Here is a 20,391-nt window from a genome sequence, read left to right as displayed (position 1 = left end):
TGGCCCACTTTGCCGCCATCGAATGCCAGCACTTATGGCTGCGCGTGTCGGATCTCCGCGACCATCGCTCGAATTGCGCTGACCACAAGGTCAGGCCGTTCCCAATGGATTTGATGACCACTGCCAATGGCCACCATTCGGGCGCTATGCGAAGAGAGTCCGGCAAGGTCCGACTGCATGGCTTCAAAGGCGCCAACGCCCTCCGGTGCGTTCCTTGCCGGATCCTCTGAAATCACAACAAGCGGCAAATCGCCCAACCTGCCCGCTGCTCGAACTTCAGTCGCGCTCGAATTGAATGCCTCTGATTCCGCGACAGTCTCGCCGATTGCAGCTGTTCGGCACGCATTGGCTCGCAACGCCGGCTGCAGTTCTGGATTTCCCTCGCCACACCACCGAAACAGGCGTGGAATTCCAAACGGCATCAACAGTCGCATACGCCTGAGGCGCTCTTGATAATTCGCTATAGCCGCGGTGATGCTAGGCGGAAACCGGCCATCCTGGTCGGGATGCGATGAGTCGATCAGCGTCATACCTTCGGTCTCGGATGGATATAGGCGCTGAAACATCCGCACGTGCAATCCCCCCATTGAATGGCCGACCAGGATATAAGGCGGCCGGATCCCGACCCGGTGTAACAAGGTGTGCAATTCCTCTGCGATCACCGCGCTGGTCCGCGCCCGGGGACTGGGATCGCTCCAGCCAAGTCCGGCGCGATCATAGGAGCAAGTGCGGGTGACGCCGGCGACCTCCCCTTGAACTCTGCGCCAGTGAATGGAATAGTCGCCCAATCCGGAATCGAGAACCACCGTCGGTTCGCCGGCCCCCATGCACAACATATGCATGCGATAGCCGCCTACATCAACGCGCACACCCGGCGGGGGAACCAGTTTCCAATCTCGATCGCTCGCAAGGTTCTGGTACATCGCACCGATACCGGCGACAACGGCTAAAGCACTGGCCCCGGCGATGGCAAACCTGACCCACAATCTCAAACGCTTGCCGCCCTGCTGAGCTACAGGATGCATGTCCTATTTGAGGCCTCTCGCAACAAACTCCCGCTAGACCCCGCTTGCGCGATCGCCTCAATGGTCCGCGTCGCGCTTAGTCAATCGTCTCGCCGGTAGTATACTCCCGCACGGCCAGGCTTGCGGTCTTCACGAAGAACTTCTCCCACAGCGTCAACTGTGCTATCCAACCGCGCCAGATTCTTGTTTGAGCTCTTGGAGTAGTTCCCTGCCAAACTCCTGGATTGTTATACTTCTCGGTCCGCAGCCTTCGCCAGGTACTGCCCGGCAGGTGCTCTCTCGCTTCCTGAAACATAAAATCGGGGGCCATGAACTCGACCCGCCCGGCGTACTTCCGAAGCAAACCCAGCACGCGCGTCCCCAGCACCGCTCGAATCAGGATGTTAGCATCCAGCACCACCACCGCTACTCGCTACGCTTTCGCCGCTCACGCCGGATCCTCTTGAAGTCGGCCACGATCTGGTCGTCATTTGTCCCCGCCGCCGCAATCAACTCCTGCATCTTCTCGCCAGCAACGCGCAGGGCTTCCAGATCCGCCTGGCTTGGCTTCGGCTTTGTGGGAATATAGATCCCAATCGTCGCCCCGTGCCGGGTGATCGCAACCGGCGTCTTCGATTCAAGGTAGTCCGCCAGATTCTCCCGAAACTCCCGAATTCCGACTTTGGTGGCCTGCATAATTGCAACCTCGCTTGTGTACACAGTGATAACACATTGTCGTGACTAGGGACGACAGCCCCTCCCACAAACACGAGTTCCCCCGGCTGATGGCGCAGGAGCCGCGCAGCGACAATTAGCTCCTCACGATTTGAGTCGTTCATCGGCTTCCCTGAACCCTCTGCACAACTCCGCCTCGGCAGCCTTCCGTTCACGAGCCCGTCCATCTCGCAAGGCGTCGGCAAGGGCCAGATACTCGTAGAGTCAGGAATCACACAGAGCAGCGATGGGGGCTGTCTTCTACAGCGGCTCAAACGCGATATCCCACTGCGGGCCCTCCGCGTAAGGCCAGACGGGAACCAGTTCGTCCCCTTGCGGGATCAGTCCGCGGAGCGGCTCGGCGGCGTACGACGTCGGCCCCCCCGCGAGTGACTTCGCGCCGTGCGGTCGGATAGACGTACTTCAGCCCCTACACGAGCAACTCTTCGAGCTCGGCAAAGTTCGGGCGATTCTTCCGCTGGGGCCCGTGGAGTATGCGGCTGCCTTCCACGCGGCGCACGCAAGCATGCGCCTCAGACGAACTCATGACCAACTCCGCAGCCAACTGGGAGTACGGCGCACGATCCCCCTCGGATGCCAGGATCTTCAGCACCACATACGCGTCTTGTGGCTTCAGCGCCATGACATCCACCCTATATTCGCGATTCGCGAACTGCGAACTGCGAGTGCGGCCACCCGCCCCGATCAAGATTCTCTTCGGACCGCCGGGCGCCGCCCAGACTTGACCTCCGCCGTGGTGCCGCCGCATAATAGCTCAAGAAAGTTGAACTATTATGCAGAGGACGAGCAATCGGGACCTCTACCAGATCGCCGAAGCACAAGGCGGCTACTTCACAGCCAAACAGGCCGCACGCCTCGGCTACACAGCCAGCAAACGGAACTACCACGTCGGAACTGGCAACTGGGTCCGGGAGCATCGCGGCATCTATCGTCTTGCGCTCTTTCCGTCGCCCCCCCGCCCCGATTTGATCCTCTGGTGGCTTTGGTCGCGGGGCCGCAGCGACTCACCGCAGGGCGTCTTCAGCCACCATACGGCCCTCGCCCTCCACGAACTCACCGACGTCAACCCGGCGAGAATCGATCTGACGGTGCCGCCCACCTTTCGAAAAGGCTCGGAGATCCCCCCAGTGCTCCGGCTGCATTTCGCTGTTGTCGTCGCCACCGATATAGAGGTGGTCGAGAACGTCCCGGTGACTACTGCACTGCGAACGATCCTCGACGTGTGGCGGGAGCAATCACTCCAGGAATCGTCGCTCCGAGATGCCTTTCGCGACGCCAGGAGTCTGGGCAAGATAACCATGGGACAAATTGCTCAGGCACGTAAAAACCCCGGTGCCGCTCAGATCATCGATTCGCTGGAACGGAGCCACCAATGACCACGAGTCGGCAGTACAACTCCGGCGCAGCGCTGCGAACCTCACTGGAAGAGCGGCTCAAGCGCTCCGCCCACGAAGAGGCAGTCGACCTGCAACGCCTCCGTCGTCAGGTCGCCTTCGACCGGTTCCTCGCACGGCTTTTCCAGGACAGGCAAACCGACTGGGTTCTGAAAGGCGGCTACGCGATGGAACTGCGGTTTCACGCGGCACGCGCTACCAAGGATCTCGATTTCACAGTAAGAGCAAAGTCCTCCGGCGTGCTCGGATACCTACAGGAGGCAGGGGCGTTGGATATCGGCGATTTCTTCTCATTCCGGATCGGTGAAGCCACGATGGATCTCGACGGCGCACCCTACGGAGGTGCCCGATATCCTGTGGAAGCGATACTCGGCAGCCGCACATTTGTGAAGTTCCACCTGGATGTCGGAGTCGGGGACATCATCGTAGAGCCCCTTGAGTTCGTGCGAACGCGGGATTGGCTTGCTTTTGCCGGAGTCCCTCCACCCGACGTGCCGATGATCCAGCGCGAGCAGCAGTTCGCGGAGAAACTGCACGCCTACACGCTGCCGCGCCCGGCCGCGCCAAACAGCCGCGTCCGAGACTTGGTCGATTTGGTTCTGCTGATCCGCTCCGGCACTCTCGAGCAGACACGCGTGGTCGGTTCCCTAAGGGAAACCTTCGCGCGGCGGGATACGCATCAAATCCCGCGCAAGCTGGAAGCCCCGCCGGAAAGTTGGGTGACACCGTTCGCCGCCCTCGCCGAGGAGTGCTCTTTGGACGTGTCGGTCTCCGACGCATACTTGGACTTGGCCCGCTACTTCGACGGGCTGGAAGGGATACATCCCTGATGACTGCGCCGCATTCCAAACGGTTCGCGCAGATCCTACTTGCGGCTCTCTCGATCGGCAGTTTGGCACCAGCAACCGGCTCAACGGCATCGGCTGAGGCCCACTCTATCGAAGTGTCGGTTGTTAAGAATGGGAAAGTCGTTCGCTCCGGTGCTCGGGTCACGGTCTGGTCCGGCAACCAACAGGAGGTTGCGAAAGCGCGCCAAGGAAAACTGTCCCTCCCAACTGGTGGTCTTGCTCAGCAAGATTCTGTTCGCCTCCAGATCCAGCTCAAGGGCGAGATAGTTAGCGTGCCTATAGAGCCGAGGTTCGTTCGTGCGAGAAGTTGGATCGTCACCTTGGCTGACGCGCAATTCCCAGAGGAATACCAATGGGCTGTTCCGGTGGGAACAGATGTCCGCCGGTCCTGCATCATCGCCTTCGAATTCGCCGAGGGAGATGGTCCTTTCTTGTTCTACCCCTTGTGCAGATCGAAACACTGATGCAGCGTACGCACTCCAAACCTCACTCCAATATCGCCGCCAGCCTCGCCAGCACTTCCCCAACAATCGCGTCAGGCACGCTCTCCAGTCTCTTCCCACCGCGAGCGCCCAAATCCAGCGCGCGGGGTTGATCGCAGCGGACAACGCCCGTGGTTTGGGTTCCAGCCCCCGACAGCGAGACCGCAAAACCCGCTGTCCGCGCAAAACTTCCGCCGCTGGTAATGGGCAGGACCACCGGCACTTTGGTCACCCGGTTGAAGGCCTCCGGCGAGACGATCAGGACGGGCCGCCGCCCTTTTTGTTCGTGCCCTTCCGAGGGATCGAGTCCAACCAGCCAGATATCACCGCGCTTCATCAGATCAGTTCACCGCCGGCCGCCTTGCCCCGGACCCACTCACGATCTTCTTTGCTGCGCGCCGCCCTGGGATCGCATTGAGCAAGGAGTTCATCCAGCGTGTAGTGGGGCCGCGAGTGCGGTTTCACCACCAGTTGGCCGCCTTCCACCGCAATGCCGACTTTCACCCCTGGCCGCAAGCGCAGAAGGTCCAGCATTGCGGGCGGAACCGCCAGCATGATCGAACCGCCGACCTTGCGCAGACTGGTTGTGTACATGGCTGCCTTTCTCAAGTTATATTCTAGTATAACTCATCGGCAGCTCTGCACCTCGCCGGGTTGGATTCCTGTCGTCGCCAACCCCTCCAGAAACCCCTCAACCAACCCAATCCCAGTCCCGCAAATCAAGCCCGCCGGGCAGCGAGGCCTCCCCCCTGCCCGGCGGCTCACGTCAGTTTGAGCCCACGATGCCAATAGGCTCTCCCGACACCACCATCTCCACCCGGCGGTTCTTCAAACGCCCCGCCTCGTTCGAATTCGAGGCGACCGGATTGGCTTTCCCCAGTCCAGCCGCACTCACCGTATCGGCAGGCACACCCTGCCCGATCAAATACGCCCGCACCGAATTGGCACGGCGCTCCGAGAGCACTTGATTGTATTCTTCACTCCCGACGCTATCAGTGTGCCCCTCCAACTCGATCTTCAATCCTGGGTAGGCCAGCAGGATGCCGGAGACCTTGGCCATCTTCTCCCGGGCGCCCGGCTTCAGTTCGTACTTGTCAAAGTCGAACAGGACATCAGCGATATTCACGATCAGGCCGCGGGCCGTCTCCTCGGTCTCCAGGACCGCATTCAGTTGCTGGCGAAGCCGTTCCCTCAACTGAGCCTTCTCTTTCTCGGCCTGCAGGCGCGCCTGATCGGCCTGCAGCCTTGCCTGGTCGGCCGCACTCGCGCTCGCTCGGGCTTCCGCCGCCTGGGCGGCGAGAAGTCTCTGCTGCTCCGTGGCCGCGACCCGGGCAGCGTCAGCCGCGGCCCGCTCTCGCTCAGCCCTCGCGGCAGCCAGGTCGGCTTCCCGTTTCGCCTGCTCAGCGGCCGCCCGGTCGGCATCGGCCTGCGCCCGGCGCTGCTGTTCCAGGCTGGCCTGCTCGACGGCTCTCTCCGCCTCCGCCTTCTGCCTCGCCTGGACCTCTTCATTCATCTTCCGGATTGTGATGATGCGCGCATCCTCGGCCATCTGCGCCGCTTCACGGGCGTTCGTCTCCGACTCCTTCCGGTGGTTCCCGTGGTGCAGCAGTCCCGTGGCGTTTTCTAATCCGATCCGCGCTTTGTTGAACGTGTCGGCCGCATACTGTTCGGCGCCGGCCAACCGTGCGATTTCCACGGCGTTCTCCGCTTCAGCAAGTTGCAGCGGACCCTTCGGATCTACTTTGACCGGCTTGTACTTGGCGCGGTCCACCACATATTGTCCGCGTTTGAGAAGTTCATACTTCGCCTCCACGTCCTGGATCGTGCCCGTGGTGTCCTTACGCACGAAATTCTCGGCGACCACGACATCGCTCGGCTGCGTCACGGCAAAGTATGGTTCGGCGGTCACAATCAGCGCGAAGCTCTGCAGATCGGTCGTGGAAAGCAGCTTCGCGTCATCGCCTTGCAGGACGACCTCGCCGATGTTGTTGGCGCGCCCTTCGGGGGTGATCGCCCACATCACATAGGTCATGTACTCCGGGCCAAATTGGTTGGCGGCCGTCAAATGGTCGAGGCGGGTCTCGATCTTGGTGGAGCCGAGCTCGCTCTTCACGCTCGCCTCGCCTCGCGCGGCGGGCATCAGCTCAGTCCCGCGGAAGTCGATCTTAGTGGTGCCCTTCCGATGGTGATAATTGATCGCCTTCGTCGTACGCGACACGACGCGAATGCGATAGATGGGGACGGACTCTGAAGAATCTGGCGGTGCTGCCTTCTCCACAGTGGGATTTGGGATTTGCGCCATCGCGGCGGCAAGACTGGCCAGAACAGACAACACTATCTTCATGTGTGTTCAGCCCTCCTGCCGTGAAATTAGCAATCTCTTCGCCACACACCGGAATTCAATGACTTGGCCCGGGAGAAGGGACGGCATACCCGGCAATTAGGCATATTTTGCCGAGGAGCTTTTGGGTACGCAGGGGATCTGGAGCCACTTTCCTCCTCATCCACTGCTCTAAAAGGCGTCCGGAGATCGGCCCTTCAAGCCAGTCGGTCTTCTCAGCTTCGGTCGCGTGCGTTCCTGCCCGTGGCCCAAGCGAGAACTCTCCCAACTGCAACGCTAGACCCGCCCCGTCCCGCCCTCACCCGCCCGCCAGCGGCAGCACAATCCGGAAGGTGGATCCGGACTCGCCACTCTCGACACAGACCTGCCCACCGTGCGCCTCCGCAATCCGCTGCACAATCGCCAGCCCCAGGCCGGAGCCGGAAGAATCCACCCGCGCCGCATCGCCCCGGAAGAACGGTTCGAAGATCCGGCCCTGCAGCTCGCGCGGAATGCCCGCCCCCCGGTCTTTCACTTCCACAACCAGGTCGCCATCTTCGGCCCAGGAGGCGATTTCAATGGCCTCCGTGCCCGGGGAATAACGGTGCGCATTCTCCAGCAGGTTGAGCACCGCGCGCCTCACAAAGCGCGGATCCATCTCGCACGACGGCAGCGGCGGGCCTTCCAGCCACCGCAGGATGCGCTCCGGGTGTGCGGCCTCAAAACGCTCCACACACTCGGCCAGTAGCTCATCCGCCGGAACAGGCTGCTTCGTCAGCACGCTGGCGGATGCCGTGCGCGCCTGGTCCATTCGAGAGACCACAAGAATCTCTGAGAGCAGCTCGTCGAGCTCGTTCAGGTCAGCCGATACGCTGGCCAGATATCGCGCATCGGGCCGCCGATCCGCGGTGTCCGGCTCACCGCCCGCATCGGTCGCCAGGTCCAGCGCCAACCGAACCCTCTGCAACGGAGTTCGCAACTCGTGCGAGACGGATGCCAGCAGCATCTTCTCCGACTGAATCAGCGCCCGGATGCGATCCGCGAGTTGGTTGAACCCCCGCGCAAGTTCACCGATTTCGTCATTACCTGGTCGGTCCACTCGGGCTGACAGGTCGCCCGCCCCAAAGCGGCCCATCACCTCACCCAATGCCCGCACAGGTTTCAGCAGGGACACCGCCAGCGGCCAGGCGATGAGCGCAATCGCGCCCAGCACGAGAATCGCGGGCGCCAGTTCGAAGGCCAGGGAGAAGGGCTCCGCTGGGCCAACGAAACCATAGCCCAGCAGCGACGCCCCGCGGTACACAGCCACCGACAGTCTGGCCTCTGCCCCGGTGAACCCTTCCTCCCGCGAAACCCGCAGGCGGGCCAGCTCTTCCGCGCCCGGCAGTGGAAACTCAGGTCCGCCCGTGCTCATCAGGCGGCCGCCGGCATCGTACAGCGTCACGCGCACTCGCCCGCTCTGATACAGCCTCGCCAGCAGCCGGCCCCTGGCCGCGGGGTCCTGGACATCAAACGCCTCCTGGATCACCCATTGCGCCAGGGAGTGAACCTGGTGTTTGAGCTTGCTTTCGATGAGATACTGCGTCACCGTGACGCAGGCAGCCACCGCTAGCGCAGCCAGAAGAAGGTCAAACGCATAGACCCGCGCGAAGATCCCGAACCGCAGCTTCCCGCTCGCACCCTGCACCCTAGTCCGCGAGCCCGTTTGTGAGGACATACCCCGCCCCTCGCACCGTCTTCAACAGTCGTGGCTGCCGCGCATTGTCGCCCAGCTTCTGGCGGAGCTTCCAGATCCGCACATCGATCGAACGGTCAAACGCCTCATCGGCGCCCCCATTGGCCAGATCGAGCAACTGCTCCCGGCTCAGCACTTGCCCCGCGCGCTCGGCCAGCGCATAGAGCAGCGAGAACTCATAGCTCGTCAGCTCCAACTCCCGTTCGGCCAACGAGGCGCGCAGCGTCGCTGGATCCAGCCGCAACTGGCCGACGCTCACGGCCTGGTTCAACGGCCGCAATTGCCCCCGGGCCCGCCGCACAACGGCGCGGATTCGAGCCAGTAGCTCGCGGGCCGAAAAAGGCTTGGTCACGTAGTCGTCGGCCCCGCGCTCAATTCCAATCACCCGGTCCGGCTCCTCGCCCAGCGCGGTGACGATGATGATCGGCACATCGGACCGCGCCCGGATCGCCTCGCACACTGCAAGACCGGACATATCGGGCAACATCAGGTCGAGCACAATGGCGTCGAATCGGGTCTGCTGCGTATGCCGCAGCGCGGCTTTCCCATCGCTCGCCATGCTCACCACCACCTGATATCGGGTCAGGAATTCGGCGGTCATCTGGGCAATCCGCGAATCGTCCTCCACCAGCAGGATGTGGATCACTCCGTCTGTCACTAGGGGTTCCCCTGCAACGAGTTTCGCACGGAGAACCCGCCGGGACGCTCTCGGAAACATTTGGAAATATGGCGGAAATCAACGGGAATCTTCGGGACGGCAGAGTTGGATCATGAACGGTGTCAAGTGTTCGAAGTTCACATGCCTCCTGCTGGGCGGCCTCTTGCTCCTCCGCGGCCAGGATACCGCCGGGGTGGGCGCCATCACCGGAAACGTCGTCGGCAAAGCGGAAGCTCCCGCGGCCGCGGTCCGCGTCTGCGTCCTCACCACCACGCGCTGCGTGGCGACCGATGAACGGGGCGCGTTCCGGCTCACCGAAATCCGCGTCGGCGACTATCAACTGCAGATCGCGGCCCCCCAACTCCAACCCTTCACCAGCGCACCGGTCAGCGTCCGGGCAGGCCTGGAAGCGCAGGTCCAGATCACTTTGCCCGCCCTGGACGCGGTCCAGCAAAGCATCACAGTCTCTGAGTCCGTGTTCGTGGCCCCCGAGGAGATCAAAACCTCCAGCTTCCTCGTGGAGCGCGAGGAGATCTTCAAATCCTCCGTCGCTCAGATGGACGTCTCCCGCTACGTTCAATCGTTGCCCGGAGTCGGAGTCGGCCGTTCGTCCATGCGGAACGACCTCATCGTCCGGGGTGGCAGTCCCCTCGAAAACCTGTTCGTTGTCGACAACATCGAAATCCCCAATATCAACACCTTCGCCAATTTTGCCTCCGCCGGCGGCCTCACCAGCATCCTCGACGCCGATATCATCCGCGACGTCAACTTCATGACCGGCGGCTACCCTGCCCCCTTCATCAACCGCACGTCCAGCGTGCTGCAGATCGCCGCGCGCGAAGGCAGCCGCGATGCCTTCAGCGCCCGCCTCTCCATGAGCATCCTCACGGGCGGCATGATCCTCGAAGGCCCCCTGGGCCGGAACAAAAAGGGATCCTGGGTCACCTCCGTCAAACGCAGCTTCCTCGAGGTCGTCAAATCAGCGTTCGATAACTCGCCCCCCGTCATCTACACCTTCAATACCAAAGCGCTCTATGACCTCACTCCGCGAGACCGCATCTGGCTGGTGAACTTCAGCGCCCTCGACGGCATTCACCTCGCCCCCAAACTCGATCCCAAATCCACCGATCCGCAGAGCGTCGACGTCAACTACAAAGGACGCCGCTTCGCCACCGGACTCAACTGGCAGCACCTGTTCGGCGCCCACGGTGTCGGCCTGTTCGGAGTCAGCCATTCCGAGGCCCGCGTCAGCCAGGCCGTAAAGGACGTCGGCCGCTACGGTCTGCCTGTCTCCGAGACGCCGCTCCTCTACCGCGAAAACAATCACGAAGGCGAAACCACCCTGAAGTACGACCTCACCACCGATCTGCCCCTCCTGGGCAAGACCCAGGTGGGCGGCAGCTTCAAGACCTTTCGCATCCGCTACAACACGGCACAGCCGCTGGGCGTCGATAACGCGTTCTCCGAAGTCCGCGACATCAACCCCTTCACCCTGGACAGGAACTTCCTGGCCTACCAGACCGGGGCCTACTTTCAATCCACCCGCAATCTCACCAACCGCCTCAACCTCACCTGGGGTGGCCGATTCGACAACTATCAGGTCCTGAATAAGAACCGGTTCAGCCCCCGCGTGGGGCTCAGCTACAGGCTCAACGACAAGCTCAGCCTGCGCGCCAGCTATGGCCACTACTATCAGCAGCCGCTCTTCCTCTTGATCGAATCATTTCCACAGAACCGCCGCCTCACACCCATTCGAGCCAACCACATCGTGGCGGGCCTCACCTACATCTTTGGTCCTACGGTTCGGATGACTGTCGAGGCTTACCAGAAAGACTACCGGGACTATCCCGTCTCCCTGCAGTTCCCCAGCTTCTCGCTCGCCAGCGCTGGCGACACCTTCGACGTCACGGAGATTCTCATGCCTTACACCAGCGCCGGACGGGGCAGGGCGCGAGGCATTGAGTTCTTCCTCGAGAAGAAGTTCCGCGGCCGCTGGTTTGCCCAAACCAACCTGTCGATCTCCAGCACCAGGTTCTCTGGCCTCGATGGCGTGCGCCGGCCCGGCACCTACGACTACCCGGTGGTCTTCAACGCCGTCGCCGGCTACAAGCTCACCAGCAAGTGGGATGTCTCGGCCTCCTTCCGCGCCATGTCCGGGCGCCCCTATACACCCTTCAACGAGGCGCTCTCCACTGCGCAGAATCGCGAGATCTACGACCTCACGCGCGTCAACGGCCTGCGTGCCCCGGCTTACTTCCGGCCGGACTTTCGCTTCGACCGGACATTTACCGTCCGCAACAAACCGCTCCTGTTCTGGGTCGGCATCCAGAACGTCTTCGATCGCCGCAATGTCGTGGGAGTCAGGTGGAACCAGAACACCAACCGTTCGGAAAACTTCCGCCAGGAAGGCCTCTTTCCGCTCGTGGGCATCGACTGGAAGTTCTGACGCCGTCCAAAAACAAACGCCGTCTGCCATCGACATCCAGTTGAGCAGGATCCTCCATGCTTCGACACCTTCCCTTCGTCGTGAAGAACACCCTCCGCAATAAGCGGCGCACGCTCCTCACGGTCTTCAGCCTCGCCGCCTCGCTCTGCCTCTTGGGAGTGCTCATGGCGCTCTACCGCTCGTTCTTTCAATCCGACCCGCCAGAGCACCAGGCGCACCGCCTGATCGTCCGCAACAGGGTCTCGCTCGCAAACCCGCTGCTGCGCTCCTATCTGCCGCTCATTCGAAAAGTGCCGGGCGTTCAGGAGGCGATCATCTATCAGTTCTTCGCCGGCTCCTACAAGGACAACAAACCCAGTGAGTCCTTCGCCCGCTTCGCCGTCGAGCCTGGGCAGCTGTTCCGCATCTTCCCTGAATTCCGCCTCGGTGAGCAGGAAAAGCAGGCCTTTCTGCAGGACCGCACCGGAGCCATCGTCGGCATCCGCACCGCCCGGCAGTTGGGCATGCACCTGGGCGACCGCATCACCCTGAAGGGCGACATCATTCCGGTCGACATGGAACTGGTCATCCGCGGCATCTTCCATGCCGGCACCGCCGAAGATGAGTCCCTGTACTTCCACTACGACTACCTGAATGAATCGCTCCAGCCGGCCGAACGGGATCGCATCGGTGCATTCATGGTGCGCATCGACAGGCCGGATAACGCCACCGCCGTCATCCGGGGCATCGACCATCAGTTCCGTAACGCGCCGCTCCGGACGAAGACGGAAACGGAGAAAGCATTCCAGTTGGCCTTCCTCGCTTTCCTCGGCAACGTCAAGGTATTCCTGCTCTCGATCAGCGCGGCCGTCACCTTCACCATTCTGTTGGTCACCGGAAATACGATGTCGATGGCCGTGCGCGAACGCACCCGGGGAGTGGGCGTGCTCAAGGCGCTTGGCTTCCCGCCGCGCCTCATCCTGGGACTGCTCGTCGCAGAAGCGCTTCTGATCTCGCTGGCAGGCGGTCTGCTCGGCCTGGGCCTGGCCTCACTCCTGTGCGGCGTGCTGCGCAATGCGCCCGCCGTCGGGGCCGATTTCAGCCAGCTCATCGTGCCCCCCTCCATACTCGTCATAGGGCTCGGCGTCTCGCTGATCATCGGCCTCGTCAGTTCACTGCTCCCGGCCTGCGCCGCGGCCCGCCGCCCCATTCTCGAGGCACTGCGGGTGAATGACTGAAATGGCCCTTCCCTTCTCCTACAATCTCCGCAACTTGCTGGCGCGCCGCACCACAACCATCATGACCGCGCTTGGCATCGCACTCACCGTGGCCGTGCTCCTCAGCATTCTCACCATGGTGGAAGGCCTGCGCGTGGCCCTGGCCGGCACCGGGCATCCACTCAATCTTCTGGTGATGCGCAAAGGCTCGACCGCTGAGTTGAACTCCACCCTGACGCAGGAGGCGTTCCGGATCATGAGAACCCAGCCGGGCATCGCCCGGGACGCCAGGGGCGAGCCGCTGGCCTCGCTGGAACTCGTGACGGTGATTGTCCTCGAAAACCCCGCGATTCCGTCAGGCATCAACATCAACGTGCGCGGGCTCACCCAGGACGGCCTCGCCATCCGCGGCTCCGGGATCAGGCTCACGCAGGGCCGCATGTTCCAGCCGGGCCGCCGCGAAGTCGTGGTGGGCCAGGGCATCGCCCATCGCTACCCCATGGCGCGCCTCGGCGGGACCTTGCAGTTCGGCAAAGGCGACTGGCAGGTGGTGGGCGTGATGGACGCCGGCCGCTCGGCCGCCAACAGTGAACTTTTCTGCGATCTCTACCAACTGGCTTCCGATCAGAACCGCGAAACCACGCTCAGCTCGGCGCTCCTCCGCGCCTCCGGCGAAGTCTCCATGCAGGCGCTGCTGAATACCTTGGTCAATGACAACCGGCTCCACGTCGTTGCCGTGCCCGAAAGGAAGTACTACGCAGAGCAGTCCGAGTCAGGAAGGCCTGTTCTGACACTGGGCGTCTTCGTTGCCATCATCATGGCCGTGGGATCGAGCTTTGCCTCGATGAATACGATGTACGCCTCGGTCGCACAGCGCTCGGCGGAAATCGGCACGCTCCGCGTGCTGGGCTTCTCCCGTCTTGGAATCCTCACCAGCTTCGTACTCGAATCCCTCCTGCTCAGTCTGTTCGGCGGCATCCTCGGCTGCCTGCTGGTGCTCCCGCTCAACAACCTCGAAACTGGCATCGGCAACTCGGTCACCTTCAGCGAGATCACCTTCCACTTCCGCGCCACACCGTCGATTCTGGCAGGCGGCATCGCCTTTGCACTCCTGGTCGGCGGGCTCGGTGGACTCATCCCGGCGGCCTCGGCGGCAAGAAAGGAAATCGTGGCCGCGCTCAGGCAACTCTGAAATGGGAAGGAGACCGCCCCGTCTTCAGGATCGAAAAACCCTCCGGGATCGGCCGGAGAATCCCGAAACGTCCCACGGGCGCAGAACCGGTCCCCACGGTCCAAAATCTTTTTCGCCACCCATTTCCAACCACTTGCGGCCCGCATCGCCATAGAAGCTTTGGACAGGGGTATACAATCCGCACGCTGGATCCCGCGGCCTGTCCGCACCCAGCCGATCTTTGACACTCAAATCTCCGCACCTCGGCCGCCGGAGGCTTCCGCTCGGGTGGAAGCGGCATTGAATCCTTGGATTTTGAGCGATCAAAGCCATTTATTCGCGTTTTATTCACTCCCCGAGAGGAAATGACGCATTGGCTCAGCCCGTCCGCTCTGACAAGCCGGCAGCACCCCCAATCCACTGCCGCTGAGCGATCAAAGCCATTTCTTCTAGTTCTCTTCGCCACTCCGGGAATGGCGGGTGAATTCCTCATCCGCCAGGCGCTGGCCAGCCCCTCAGCAACCGCAATCCACCGCTACTGAGGGATCAAAGCCAGTTCTTCCCGTTTTCTTCCCTTCGTAGAGCCTCGCCCGCACTGCGACCTCGTCAGCCGCACAAGCTAGCGGCTGGGCTACTCTTCGATCTCCACCTCTACGAAGTGACTGCCCTGCAGCGCGAACTCGAGATCGGTTCGCAGCGGCTGCGGCTGGTCAAGAAAGCTCTTCTCATACGTTTCGTAGAACTTGTTCTTCTTCGCCTTCGGCGTAGCCCACAGCGACTCCGGCTCGATGCCTGCCGCCGCGAAACTCGCGCCGTAATTGCGGGTGTTCCTCACGCGCCGGGCCACATCCACCATCACCTTGCATTCGGGAATTGGGTTGTAGAATTCGCGCTCGGTCGAAATAATCGCCTGGGCCTTCGGCTGGCGGCCCGCCTTCGGGACCGGCAGGATCGCGTCCAGCAGGTCGTATATGCCTCCCTCCGGAGCTTTCCTGGCCGCCGGGCTGTCGTCACGCGGCGGCGGCGTCGCGTTGATGCTCCCATGGTGCCCGATCTTCAGGAAGTCCACCGGACTCTGAAGCAGTCCCTCCTTGTGCATTTCCCACATCACATTCCAGCTCCCGTTGTGACGGCCATCCTTGAACTCACCCTCCCACTCCGCGTCGCCCACAAACAGCAGCCGGCGCTTCTTCCACTCGATCAGCAGGACCACGCTCAGGTTGTTTTGGATGGACGACTCCTTCGCCGCGAACGCCAGCGCATTGGAGACCATCCGGCTCTGCAGCACCCGGAAATCCGCCGCGCTGATATTCTCCGGCGCCTCCGCGGCAGGTTCGGGCACGGCAGCAGCCGCCGCTTCACCTCCATTCCCGGCGACGCCGCGGAAGCCCTTCAACGTCGCGGCCCCCTCTTTGCCCAGATAGAACCCGTCGATGTTCTCTTCCGGAGCCAGAATGTGGATGGCTGTCTGGGCGGGTAGCTCCAGTTCGAGTTCGCGGCCTGTCTGCCCTCGGTGTACGTACTTCGGCTTGATCTTGTTGGCGGCCGGCAGTTCCTCCATCAGCAACTTGTCGGCAGCATCGTTGCTCACCCCATACAAGCTGGCCAGGAGCTCCACTTCGGGGCTCAGCGCGCGTCCGCTCTCCATCAACGCCCGCATCGCCTGCGTAGCGATCGCCCGCATCTTCCGCACGCCCTCCGCTTGTGGATGCTTGGGATCCATCGCGGCGCTCAGCCAGATGTTCTGTACCTCGATGTTCTCGAACCATTCGGGATTGAAGCCCTTCAGGTGGTCTTCGTGCCGGTGCGTGGCGACAATCAGGTCCAGCCGCTTCGTCCCGGCCTTCTTGCCTTTTGGCAACTCGCCTTGCAGGTGTTCGATAGCCTGCTTCAGTAACCCATCGCCACCTTTCTTGCCGCAATCAATGAGGATGTGGAATCCATCGTCCGGACTCGGAATGCGAACGTAAATGCAATCCCCGCAGCCCACGTTATAGGCGCGGATCAACAGCTTATCTGCCATTGGCGTCCTCCTGATGCATCTTCGTGTTCCTGGTCTGAATCCTGGGACAGATTCAAGTGCGGAGAGATGTGGAATCGCACCTGGCTCTCACCCTCCAGTTCAGCCGTCACCGGCGGAACGTGCGACGCCAGCAGGCCCTTCTCGGAACCCACAATGGAGCCCACCCGGCCCAGCGCAATTTGCCGCGCCACCTCGTCCAGCAGCTCCTTCCGCCTCTCGGCCCCCTCCGCCACCGCCTTGTCCCACCGTTCCTTCAACTGGCCGCTGCGCTCCCGCTTTCCTCCGTAAGGAACCGAGCCCGGCTTCACGGTCCAGGCCAGCGTGATTCCGTTGTCGTCAAACACGAGCGTGCCTCCGCACAGCATCGTCGTGTACTTCCCGCTGTATGGCCCAAACCGTTCGCCTTCCAGCAGCACCTCCTCCCGCCACACGTACTGCACCACAATCTGCCGCGGTAACGGCTCGTTCTGCCGGCCGCGCTTCTTCGCGTCGTAAAGGTCCGCCACCAGAAGATCCTGGTGCGCGGGGATCAGCAGCGTCTCGCGATTGTCGTCCAGAAAACGGTAGGCGGCGGCCCGCGAACGCGCGATGTTGTCGATATTGGGACGGATCGCGAACGGCAGGCGGTCAGTCAGATACGTGGGCGCCTTCAGTTCGTCGACCTCGGCCTGCGTCAGGATTTCCCGGTCCCGGAAAACCTCCAGCAACATCCCGTAGTAGCCTTCCGGGTCCAGCGGGTCAGCCAGTTGCTGCGAACGGCAGACCGCCCTGGCGTAATCGCGAAACCGCACCTCCACGGGCGGCAGCAGGTCCAGGGGCTGAATCGACAGATGTTGCATGCGGACCGTCGCATCCCAGAACGCCTGCCGCGGCGTGCTCGGTTTGCGCTTCCGTTTGCCCGGCTGTGCCGGATCCTCCGCCTCTACTTTCATGTAGTGCTCAGCCAGTTGTCTCAGGATCTGGAACATCGCGCCTGTGAGCACCTCGGATAAGCTATGCGGATCCGATGTGCCGGCCTTGTTCGACATCTTGAGTTCGTTGTTCGCGGTCCTCAGGTACGGCCTGTCTTCAACGGCCTTTCCGAACTGCTCGGCGATCGACGAAATGGTCGTTGCTTTGGAGAAGTCGCCGGCCGTCTTATCCGCCTCCTCCTGCCGCAGCTTCTCTATCAACAGTGTTTGCAGGATCGCGGTCTGGTCACCGATGAATTCGTGAAACGCCGCCGTCTCCAGGGAGCTGCTCTCGTTGAAATACGGGCGTATGCCATCCAGCACCGCGTGCCCGAACTCATGGCTCACGATGTCGGTGGAGAGGCACGTATAGACTGTCTTCTCTCCGTCGTCGAAGTAGTAGAACTGCAGCGATTTGCTCTGCCTGTCGTAGAAGGCGTTCTGGCCATAGCCGGCGTGCGGCACCACAATCAGGCGGTTCCCCTCGAAAGCCCATGGGATTCTTCGTCCCAGCGCGTTTCCGTCTTCGAAAAACGCCAGCGTGCGCTGCACAATCGCCCACACGTTCACCTGATGAAACGCAAACGTCTTGGCCTTGTGCTGGTCCAGCGGCGCTCCATCGGCGCCCAGGTAACCCTCGAAAGAATCGGTCGACATCCACCGTGCAGGCGGCTCCAGCTTGCCGGTATCACCGTCATAGTCCACCACCGCGAATCGGGCGCTGGTGGGGCCGTCCAGCAGGCCCGGTTCCCAGTTCACCAACGTCTTCAGGTTGAAGACAGCTTCAGGGGACTTGTCCTCATCGAGCGGATCCTGGTAGTAAGTAACCACCGGGAACTCCAGCAACCCCTGCTGTTTGCGCAGGTCGGAAGCAAGGTATTGCCCTTGTGCGTACAAACTGACGCGCACATCGGGCGAGATACTCACTCCCTTGATCGAGCGGCGCCGCACTGCTTTCGGTGCCAGGGCCGCTACCTCGACCACTGTGCCTGTGGCAGACGAAGTCTGTTCCGGCTCCCTGGCCGGCTTCGAATCTTCAATCGTCACTGTGAAGCCCTCCCTTCCAGTACTAACGGTTTGGCCCATCGAACCGGCTCAGTATAGACCTGCTCCTAAGTGAGGAAAAGGCCTTCACAATGAGGCCAGCGTGTCCGCCCAATCGCTCAAGCGAGAATTGTGTCCGGAAGGGGACAATCCTCACGAATGGGTTATGTTCCGGTAGTTCTGGAAGAGGTATCAGGCGACCCTAGGCCTCTCACCAACTCATCGCCCAAGGCCCAGCATCGTGGTCAACGACAGTTCACCTTCCCGCGTCTGCAAGCCCCGCTTCATCGCAGCCTGGAACAGGCTCTGCGCTTCGTGATTGCGGACCCCCGCACTGAAGAGATCGCCATCGCGGCTGAACTCCTCGGCCGGCGCCAGCGCAACGGCGTTGACCCTTTCTTTCACCACGGCATGGCCGGCCGCCGGAAACCCGCCAATTCGATGCGCCAGCGAGGCCACAAACTCACCCAGCGCGGCGGCCGGCAATGCGCGATTGATCCAGCCGTACCGCTCCGCCGTGTCTGCGTCATAATCGTCCGCGCTCAGCAATACCTCCATCGCGCGTCCCCGGCCCAGCAGGCGGGCGAGATGTTGGGCTCCGCCCGAGCCGGGCAACAATCCAAACGCCGGCTCGAACTGACTGAATAGCGCCGTCTCGCGAGCCGCAAAACGCATGTCGCACGCCAGCACAAACTCGCTGCCGACGGCGCGCACCCGGCCCTCGATCTGGGCAATCGTCACCAACCGGCTCATGCTCAGCCGCCGGAAGAGCAGCGCCAGGGACTCAGCCCCTTCCATCTTGGCCACTTGCTCCCGGTATTCATTGATCCGCGTCACGTCGACGTGGGAGATGAAGTAGTCCGGGTCGGCGCTCTTGAATACGAGCACCTGGACGCCCTCATCCCGCTCGGCTTGCTGAATGAGGGAAACCAGGTCACGGACGAGCTCGGGCCCCAGAAGATTCATCGGGGGAGCCGCGATCTCCACGAACAGTACGGCGTCTTCCTGTTTGACGTTGAGTTTCTCGAATGTCACCTTGATCCTCCTTCTTTGTACGTACCCAAACCGGTTGACGATATCTCCAACTAACGCAGCGATCGAAACGCGTTACGCAGCTCCCCCGTCAGCAGCTCCGGTTGCTCCCATGCCGCGAAATGTCCGCCTTTCGGAAGCCGGTTGAAGTAGACCAGCTTGGGATAGGCTTTCTCGGTCCAGCTCTTCGGGGCGGCATAGATTTCATCGGGGAAAACGCTCACCGCCGTCGGCACCTGGACCCCTTTGGGGGCGAAGAACGCGAGCTTGCTCTCCCAGTACAGCCGGGCGGAAGAGGTGGACGTCTTCGTCAGCCAGTAGAGCGTAATGTTGTCGAGAATGTCGTCGCGCGTCAGCCCCTCCGCCTGCCCGTCGAACACGCGGACAATCAGCTCGAGGCTGCGCGCGTCGTGATCCAGCATCCACGCCGCCAGGCCAGCCGGGGAATCCTCCAGCCCGTACAAAGTCTGCGGCCGGTTGGCCATCTCCAGCGCATAGCCCAGGCCGTGCTTGTAGAAGAAATCAAGCTGATCCCACGCTCCCTGCTCTTCGGCGGAGAGGCCGGAGGGCGCCGGTTGACCGTATTGCAGGGCATTCGCAATCTCGGCCGGCAGCGTGGCGGGCATGTTGGTGTGAATCCCGATCAACTCCGGCGGAGCTTGCAGCGCCATCTGCTCCGTCACGGCATTGCCCCAATCGCCGCCCTGCGCGACGAATCTCGTGTAGCCCAGGCGCTTCATCAGCACCGTCCACGCACGTGCGATCCGGATGGGATCCCAGCCCGTCGCCGTCGGCTTGCCGGAGAAACCGTAGCCCGGCAACGAGGGGATCACCACATCGAAGGCATCCTCCGCCTTGCCCCCGTTGGCTGTCGGATCAGTCAGCGGACCGACGATCTTCAACTGCTCGAGGATCGAGCCCGGCCATCCGTGCGTGATGATCAGCGGCAAGGCGTTGGCCTGCTTCGAGCGCACATGGATGAAGTGGATGTCCACTCCATCGATCCTCGTGACGAACTGCGGCAGGCCATTCAGCTTCGCCTCCGCTTTGCGCCAGTCGTAGCCGCCCTGCCAGTAGCGCACCAGGCTCTTCATCGTCGCCAGCGGCACACCCTGTGAGCGGTCGTTAACCGTCTCCGCTTCCGGCCAGCGCGTGGCGGCCAACCGGCGGCGCAGGTCCGTCAGTGCCTCCTTCGGAAAATGTACCTGGAAGGGACGGATGGAGGTGTCGTCAGGCCGCGTCTTGACGGCGGCCGCATCCGTATAGTGGTTCCCGATCCCGCTGGTTTGCGAGTGCGCGGGGATGGCGGCGCAGAGCCCCATCGCCCCCATCACCACCAGCGTCCCTCGCCAG

The 20,391-nt window shown here is 62.2% G+C and carries 18 protein-coding genes; 5 read left to right on the top strand and 13 right to left on the bottom strand.

Annotated features, from left to right (window positions below; all coding sequences use genetic code 11):
* Window positions 1-32 precede the first annotated feature (32 nt).
* The 4 genes from ACR9Y2_RS19695 to ACR9Y2_RS19680 all read right to left on the bottom strand — a co-directional run bounded on the left by ACR9Y2_RS19695 (window position 33) and on the right by ACR9Y2_RS19680 (window position 2,361).
* Window positions 33-1,025, bottom strand: coding sequence for an alpha/beta fold hydrolase (locus tag ACR9Y2_RS19695; RefSeq protein WP_435043319.1), 993 nt, complete (start codon window positions 1,023-1,025; stop codon window positions 33-35).
* A 76-nt stretch (window positions 1,026-1,101) separates the two neighbouring features.
* Window positions 1,102-1,422, bottom strand: coding sequence for a PIN domain-containing protein (locus ACR9Y2_RS19690; RefSeq protein WP_435043318.1), 321 nt, complete (start codon window positions 1,420-1,422; stop codon window positions 1,102-1,104).
* An 8-nt stretch (window positions 1,423-1,430) separates the two neighbouring features.
* Window positions 1,431-1,700, bottom strand: a complete 270-nt coding sequence (locus ACR9Y2_RS19685; protein ID WP_435043316.1) for a hypothetical protein — start codon at window positions 1,698-1,700, stop codon at window positions 1,431-1,433.
* Between the two features lie 448 nt (window positions 1,701-2,148).
* Window positions 2,149-2,361 carry a hypothetical protein gene (locus ACR9Y2_RS19680; RefSeq protein ID WP_435043314.1) on the bottom strand — a complete coding sequence of 71 codons (213 nt, stop codon included), beginning with the start codon at window positions 2,359-2,361 and terminating at the stop codon, window positions 2,149-2,151.
* Window positions 2,362-2,512: 151 nt separating this feature from the next.
* Between ACR9Y2_RS19680 and ACR9Y2_RS19675 the strand changes: the two genes are divergently transcribed.
* Both ACR9Y2_RS19675 and ACR9Y2_RS19670 read left to right on the top strand, forming a co-directional pair.
* Window positions 2,513-3,115 (top strand): type IV toxin-antitoxin system AbiEi family antitoxin domain-containing protein, encoded by a 603-nt coding sequence (locus ACR9Y2_RS19675; RefSeq protein ID WP_435043313.1) that lies wholly within the window; start codon window positions 2,513-2,515, stop codon window positions 3,113-3,115.
* Window positions 3,112-3,963 carry a nucleotidyl transferase AbiEii/AbiGii toxin family protein gene (locus ACR9Y2_RS19670; RefSeq protein ID WP_435043312.1) on the top strand — a complete coding sequence of 284 codons (852 nt, stop codon included), beginning with the start codon at window positions 3,112-3,114 and terminating at the stop codon, window positions 3,961-3,963. Before ACR9Y2_RS19675 ends, ACR9Y2_RS19670 begins: the two co-directional genes overlap by 4 nt.
* Window positions 3,964-4,467: 504 nt before the next feature.
* On the opposite strand, the gene ACR9Y2_RS19665 is transcribed toward ACR9Y2_RS19670, so the two are convergent.
* The 5 genes from ACR9Y2_RS19665 to ACR9Y2_RS19645 form a co-directional block, all read right to left on the bottom strand.
* Window positions 4,468-4,800, bottom strand: a complete 333-nt coding sequence (locus ACR9Y2_RS19665) for a type II toxin-antitoxin system PemK/MazF family toxin (RefSeq protein WP_435043311.1) — start codon at window positions 4,798-4,800, stop codon at window positions 4,468-4,470.
* Entirely contained in the window at window positions 4,800-5,057 is a 258-nt protein-coding gene (locus tag ACR9Y2_RS19660; RefSeq protein WP_435043310.1) for an AbrB/MazE/SpoVT family DNA-binding domain-containing protein, read from the bottom strand. Before ACR9Y2_RS19660 ends, ACR9Y2_RS19665 begins: the two co-directional genes overlap by 1 nt.
* Window positions 5,058-5,229: 172 nt before the next feature.
* Window positions 5,230-6,807, bottom strand: coding sequence for an OmpA family protein (locus tag ACR9Y2_RS19655; RefSeq protein ID WP_435043309.1), 1,578 nt, complete (start codon window positions 6,805-6,807; stop codon window positions 5,230-5,232).
* Window positions 6,808-7,102: 295 nt separating this feature from the next.
* Window positions 7,103-8,500, bottom strand: coding sequence for a HAMP domain-containing sensor histidine kinase (locus ACR9Y2_RS19650; protein WP_435043308.1), 1,398 nt, complete (start codon window positions 8,498-8,500; stop codon window positions 7,103-7,105).
* Window positions 8,472-9,176, bottom strand: a complete 705-nt coding sequence (locus ACR9Y2_RS19645; RefSeq protein ID WP_435043307.1) for a response regulator transcription factor — start codon at window positions 9,174-9,176, stop codon at window positions 8,472-8,474. The genes ACR9Y2_RS19650 and ACR9Y2_RS19645 overlap by 29 nt, the downstream gene beginning before the upstream one ends.
* Before the next feature lie 112 nt (window positions 9,177-9,288).
* Here ACR9Y2_RS19645 and ACR9Y2_RS19640 point away from each other — a divergent pair, with 112 nt between their 5' ends.
* From ACR9Y2_RS19640 to ACR9Y2_RS19630, 3 genes are read left to right on the top strand one after another with little or no spacing between them, the layout of a single operon-like run.
* Window positions 9,289-11,622, top strand: a complete 2,334-nt coding sequence (locus ACR9Y2_RS19640; RefSeq protein WP_435043305.1) for a TonB-dependent receptor — start codon at window positions 9,289-9,291, stop codon at window positions 11,620-11,622.
* Window positions 11,623-11,678: 56 nt separating this feature from the next.
* Entirely contained in the window at window positions 11,679-12,839 is a 1,161-nt protein-coding gene (locus ACR9Y2_RS19635; protein ID WP_435043303.1) for an ABC transporter permease, read from the top strand.
* 1 nt (window position 12,840) lies between these two features.
* A complete protein-coding gene (locus ACR9Y2_RS19630) occupies window positions 12,841-14,010 on the top strand; it encodes an ABC transporter permease (RefSeq protein ID WP_435043301.1) in 1,170 nt (389 codons plus the stop codon).
* Between the two features lie 610 nt (window positions 14,011-14,620).
* On the opposite strand, the gene ACR9Y2_RS19625 is transcribed toward ACR9Y2_RS19630, so the two are convergent.
* From ACR9Y2_RS19625 to ACR9Y2_RS19610, 4 genes are all read right to left on the bottom strand, one after another.
* Window positions 14,621-16,012 carry a metallohydrolase gene (locus ACR9Y2_RS19625; protein ID WP_435043299.1) on the bottom strand — a complete coding sequence of 464 codons (1,392 nt, stop codon included), beginning with the start codon at window positions 16,010-16,012 and terminating at the stop codon, window positions 14,621-14,623.
* Window positions 15,994-18,009: a serine protease gene (locus tag ACR9Y2_RS19620; protein WP_435043298.1), complete on the bottom strand. Its 2,016-nt coding sequence runs from the start codon at window positions 18,007-18,009 to the stop codon at window positions 15,994-15,996. Before ACR9Y2_RS19620 ends, ACR9Y2_RS19625 begins: the two co-directional genes overlap by 19 nt.
* Before the next feature lie 216 nt (window positions 18,010-18,225).
* Window positions 18,226-19,041 (bottom strand): enoyl-CoA hydratase/isomerase family protein, encoded by an 816-nt coding sequence (locus ACR9Y2_RS19615; protein ID WP_435043297.1) that lies wholly within the window; start codon window positions 19,039-19,041, stop codon window positions 18,226-18,228.
* Window positions 19,042-19,091: 50 nt separating this feature from the next.
* Complete coding sequence (locus tag ACR9Y2_RS19610) at window positions 19,092-20,369, bottom strand: epoxide hydrolase family protein (protein WP_435044885.1); 1,278 nt, start codon at window positions 20,367-20,369, stop codon at window positions 19,092-19,094.
* Window positions 20,370-20,391 lie beyond the last annotated feature (22 nt).

The organism is Paludibaculum fermentans, assembly GCF_051172195.1.
GTDB lineage: Bacteria > Acidobacteriota > Terriglobia > Bryobacterales > Bryobacteraceae > Paludibaculum > Paludibaculum fermentans_A.
This window is presented reverse-complemented; position numbering and strand designations above follow the sequence as displayed.

Coding starts and splice junctions, on each gene's coding strand:
- ACR9Y2_RS19695 (WP_435043319.1), bottom strand. CDS start 1,025: ATGCATCCTGTAGCTCAGCAGGGCGGCAAGCGTTTGAGATTGTGGGTC.
- ACR9Y2_RS19685 (WP_435043316.1), bottom strand. CDS start 1,700: ATGCAGGCCACCAAAGTCGGAATTCGGGAGTTTCGGGAGAATCTGGCG.
- ACR9Y2_RS19680 (WP_435043314.1), bottom strand. CDS start 2,361: ATGGCGCTGAAGCCACAAGACGCGTATGTGGTGCTGAAGATCCTGGCA.
- ACR9Y2_RS19675 (WP_435043313.1), top strand. CDS start 2,513: ATGCAGAGGACGAGCAATCGGGACCTCTACCAGATCGCCGAAGCACAA.
- ACR9Y2_RS19670 (WP_435043312.1), top strand. CDS start 3,112: ATGACCACGAGTCGGCAGTACAACTCCGGCGCAGCGCTGCGAACCTCA.
- ACR9Y2_RS19665 (WP_435043311.1), bottom strand. CDS start 4,800: ATGAAGCGCGGTGATATCTGGCTGGTTGGACTCGATCCCTCGGAAGGG.
- ACR9Y2_RS19660 (WP_435043310.1), bottom strand. CDS start 5,057: ATGTACACAACCAGTCTGCGCAAGGTCGGCGGTTCGATCATGCTGGCG.
- ACR9Y2_RS19655 (WP_435043309.1), bottom strand. CDS start 6,807: ATGAAGATAGTGTTGTCTGTTCTGGCCAGTCTTGCCGCCGCGATGGCG.
- ACR9Y2_RS19650 (WP_435043308.1), bottom strand. CDS start 8,500: ATGTCCTCACAAACGGGCTCGCGGACTAGGGTGCAGGGTGCGAGCGGG.
- ACR9Y2_RS19640 (WP_435043305.1), top strand. CDS start 9,289: ATGAACGGTGTCAAGTGTTCGAAGTTCACATGCCTCCTGCTGGGCGGC.
- ACR9Y2_RS19635 (WP_435043303.1), top strand. CDS start 11,679: ATGCTTCGACACCTTCCCTTCGTCGTGAAGAACACCCTCCGCAATAAG.
- ACR9Y2_RS19630 (WP_435043301.1), top strand. CDS start 12,841: ATGGCCCTTCCCTTCTCCTACAATCTCCGCAACTTGCTGGCGCGCCGC.
- ACR9Y2_RS19625 (WP_435043299.1), bottom strand. CDS start 16,012: ATGGCAGATAAGCTGTTGATCCGCGCCTATAACGTGGGCTGCGGGGAT.
- ACR9Y2_RS19610 (WP_435044885.1), bottom strand. CDS start 20,369: ATGGGGGCGATGGGGCTCTGCGCCGCCATCCCCGCGCACTCGCAAACC.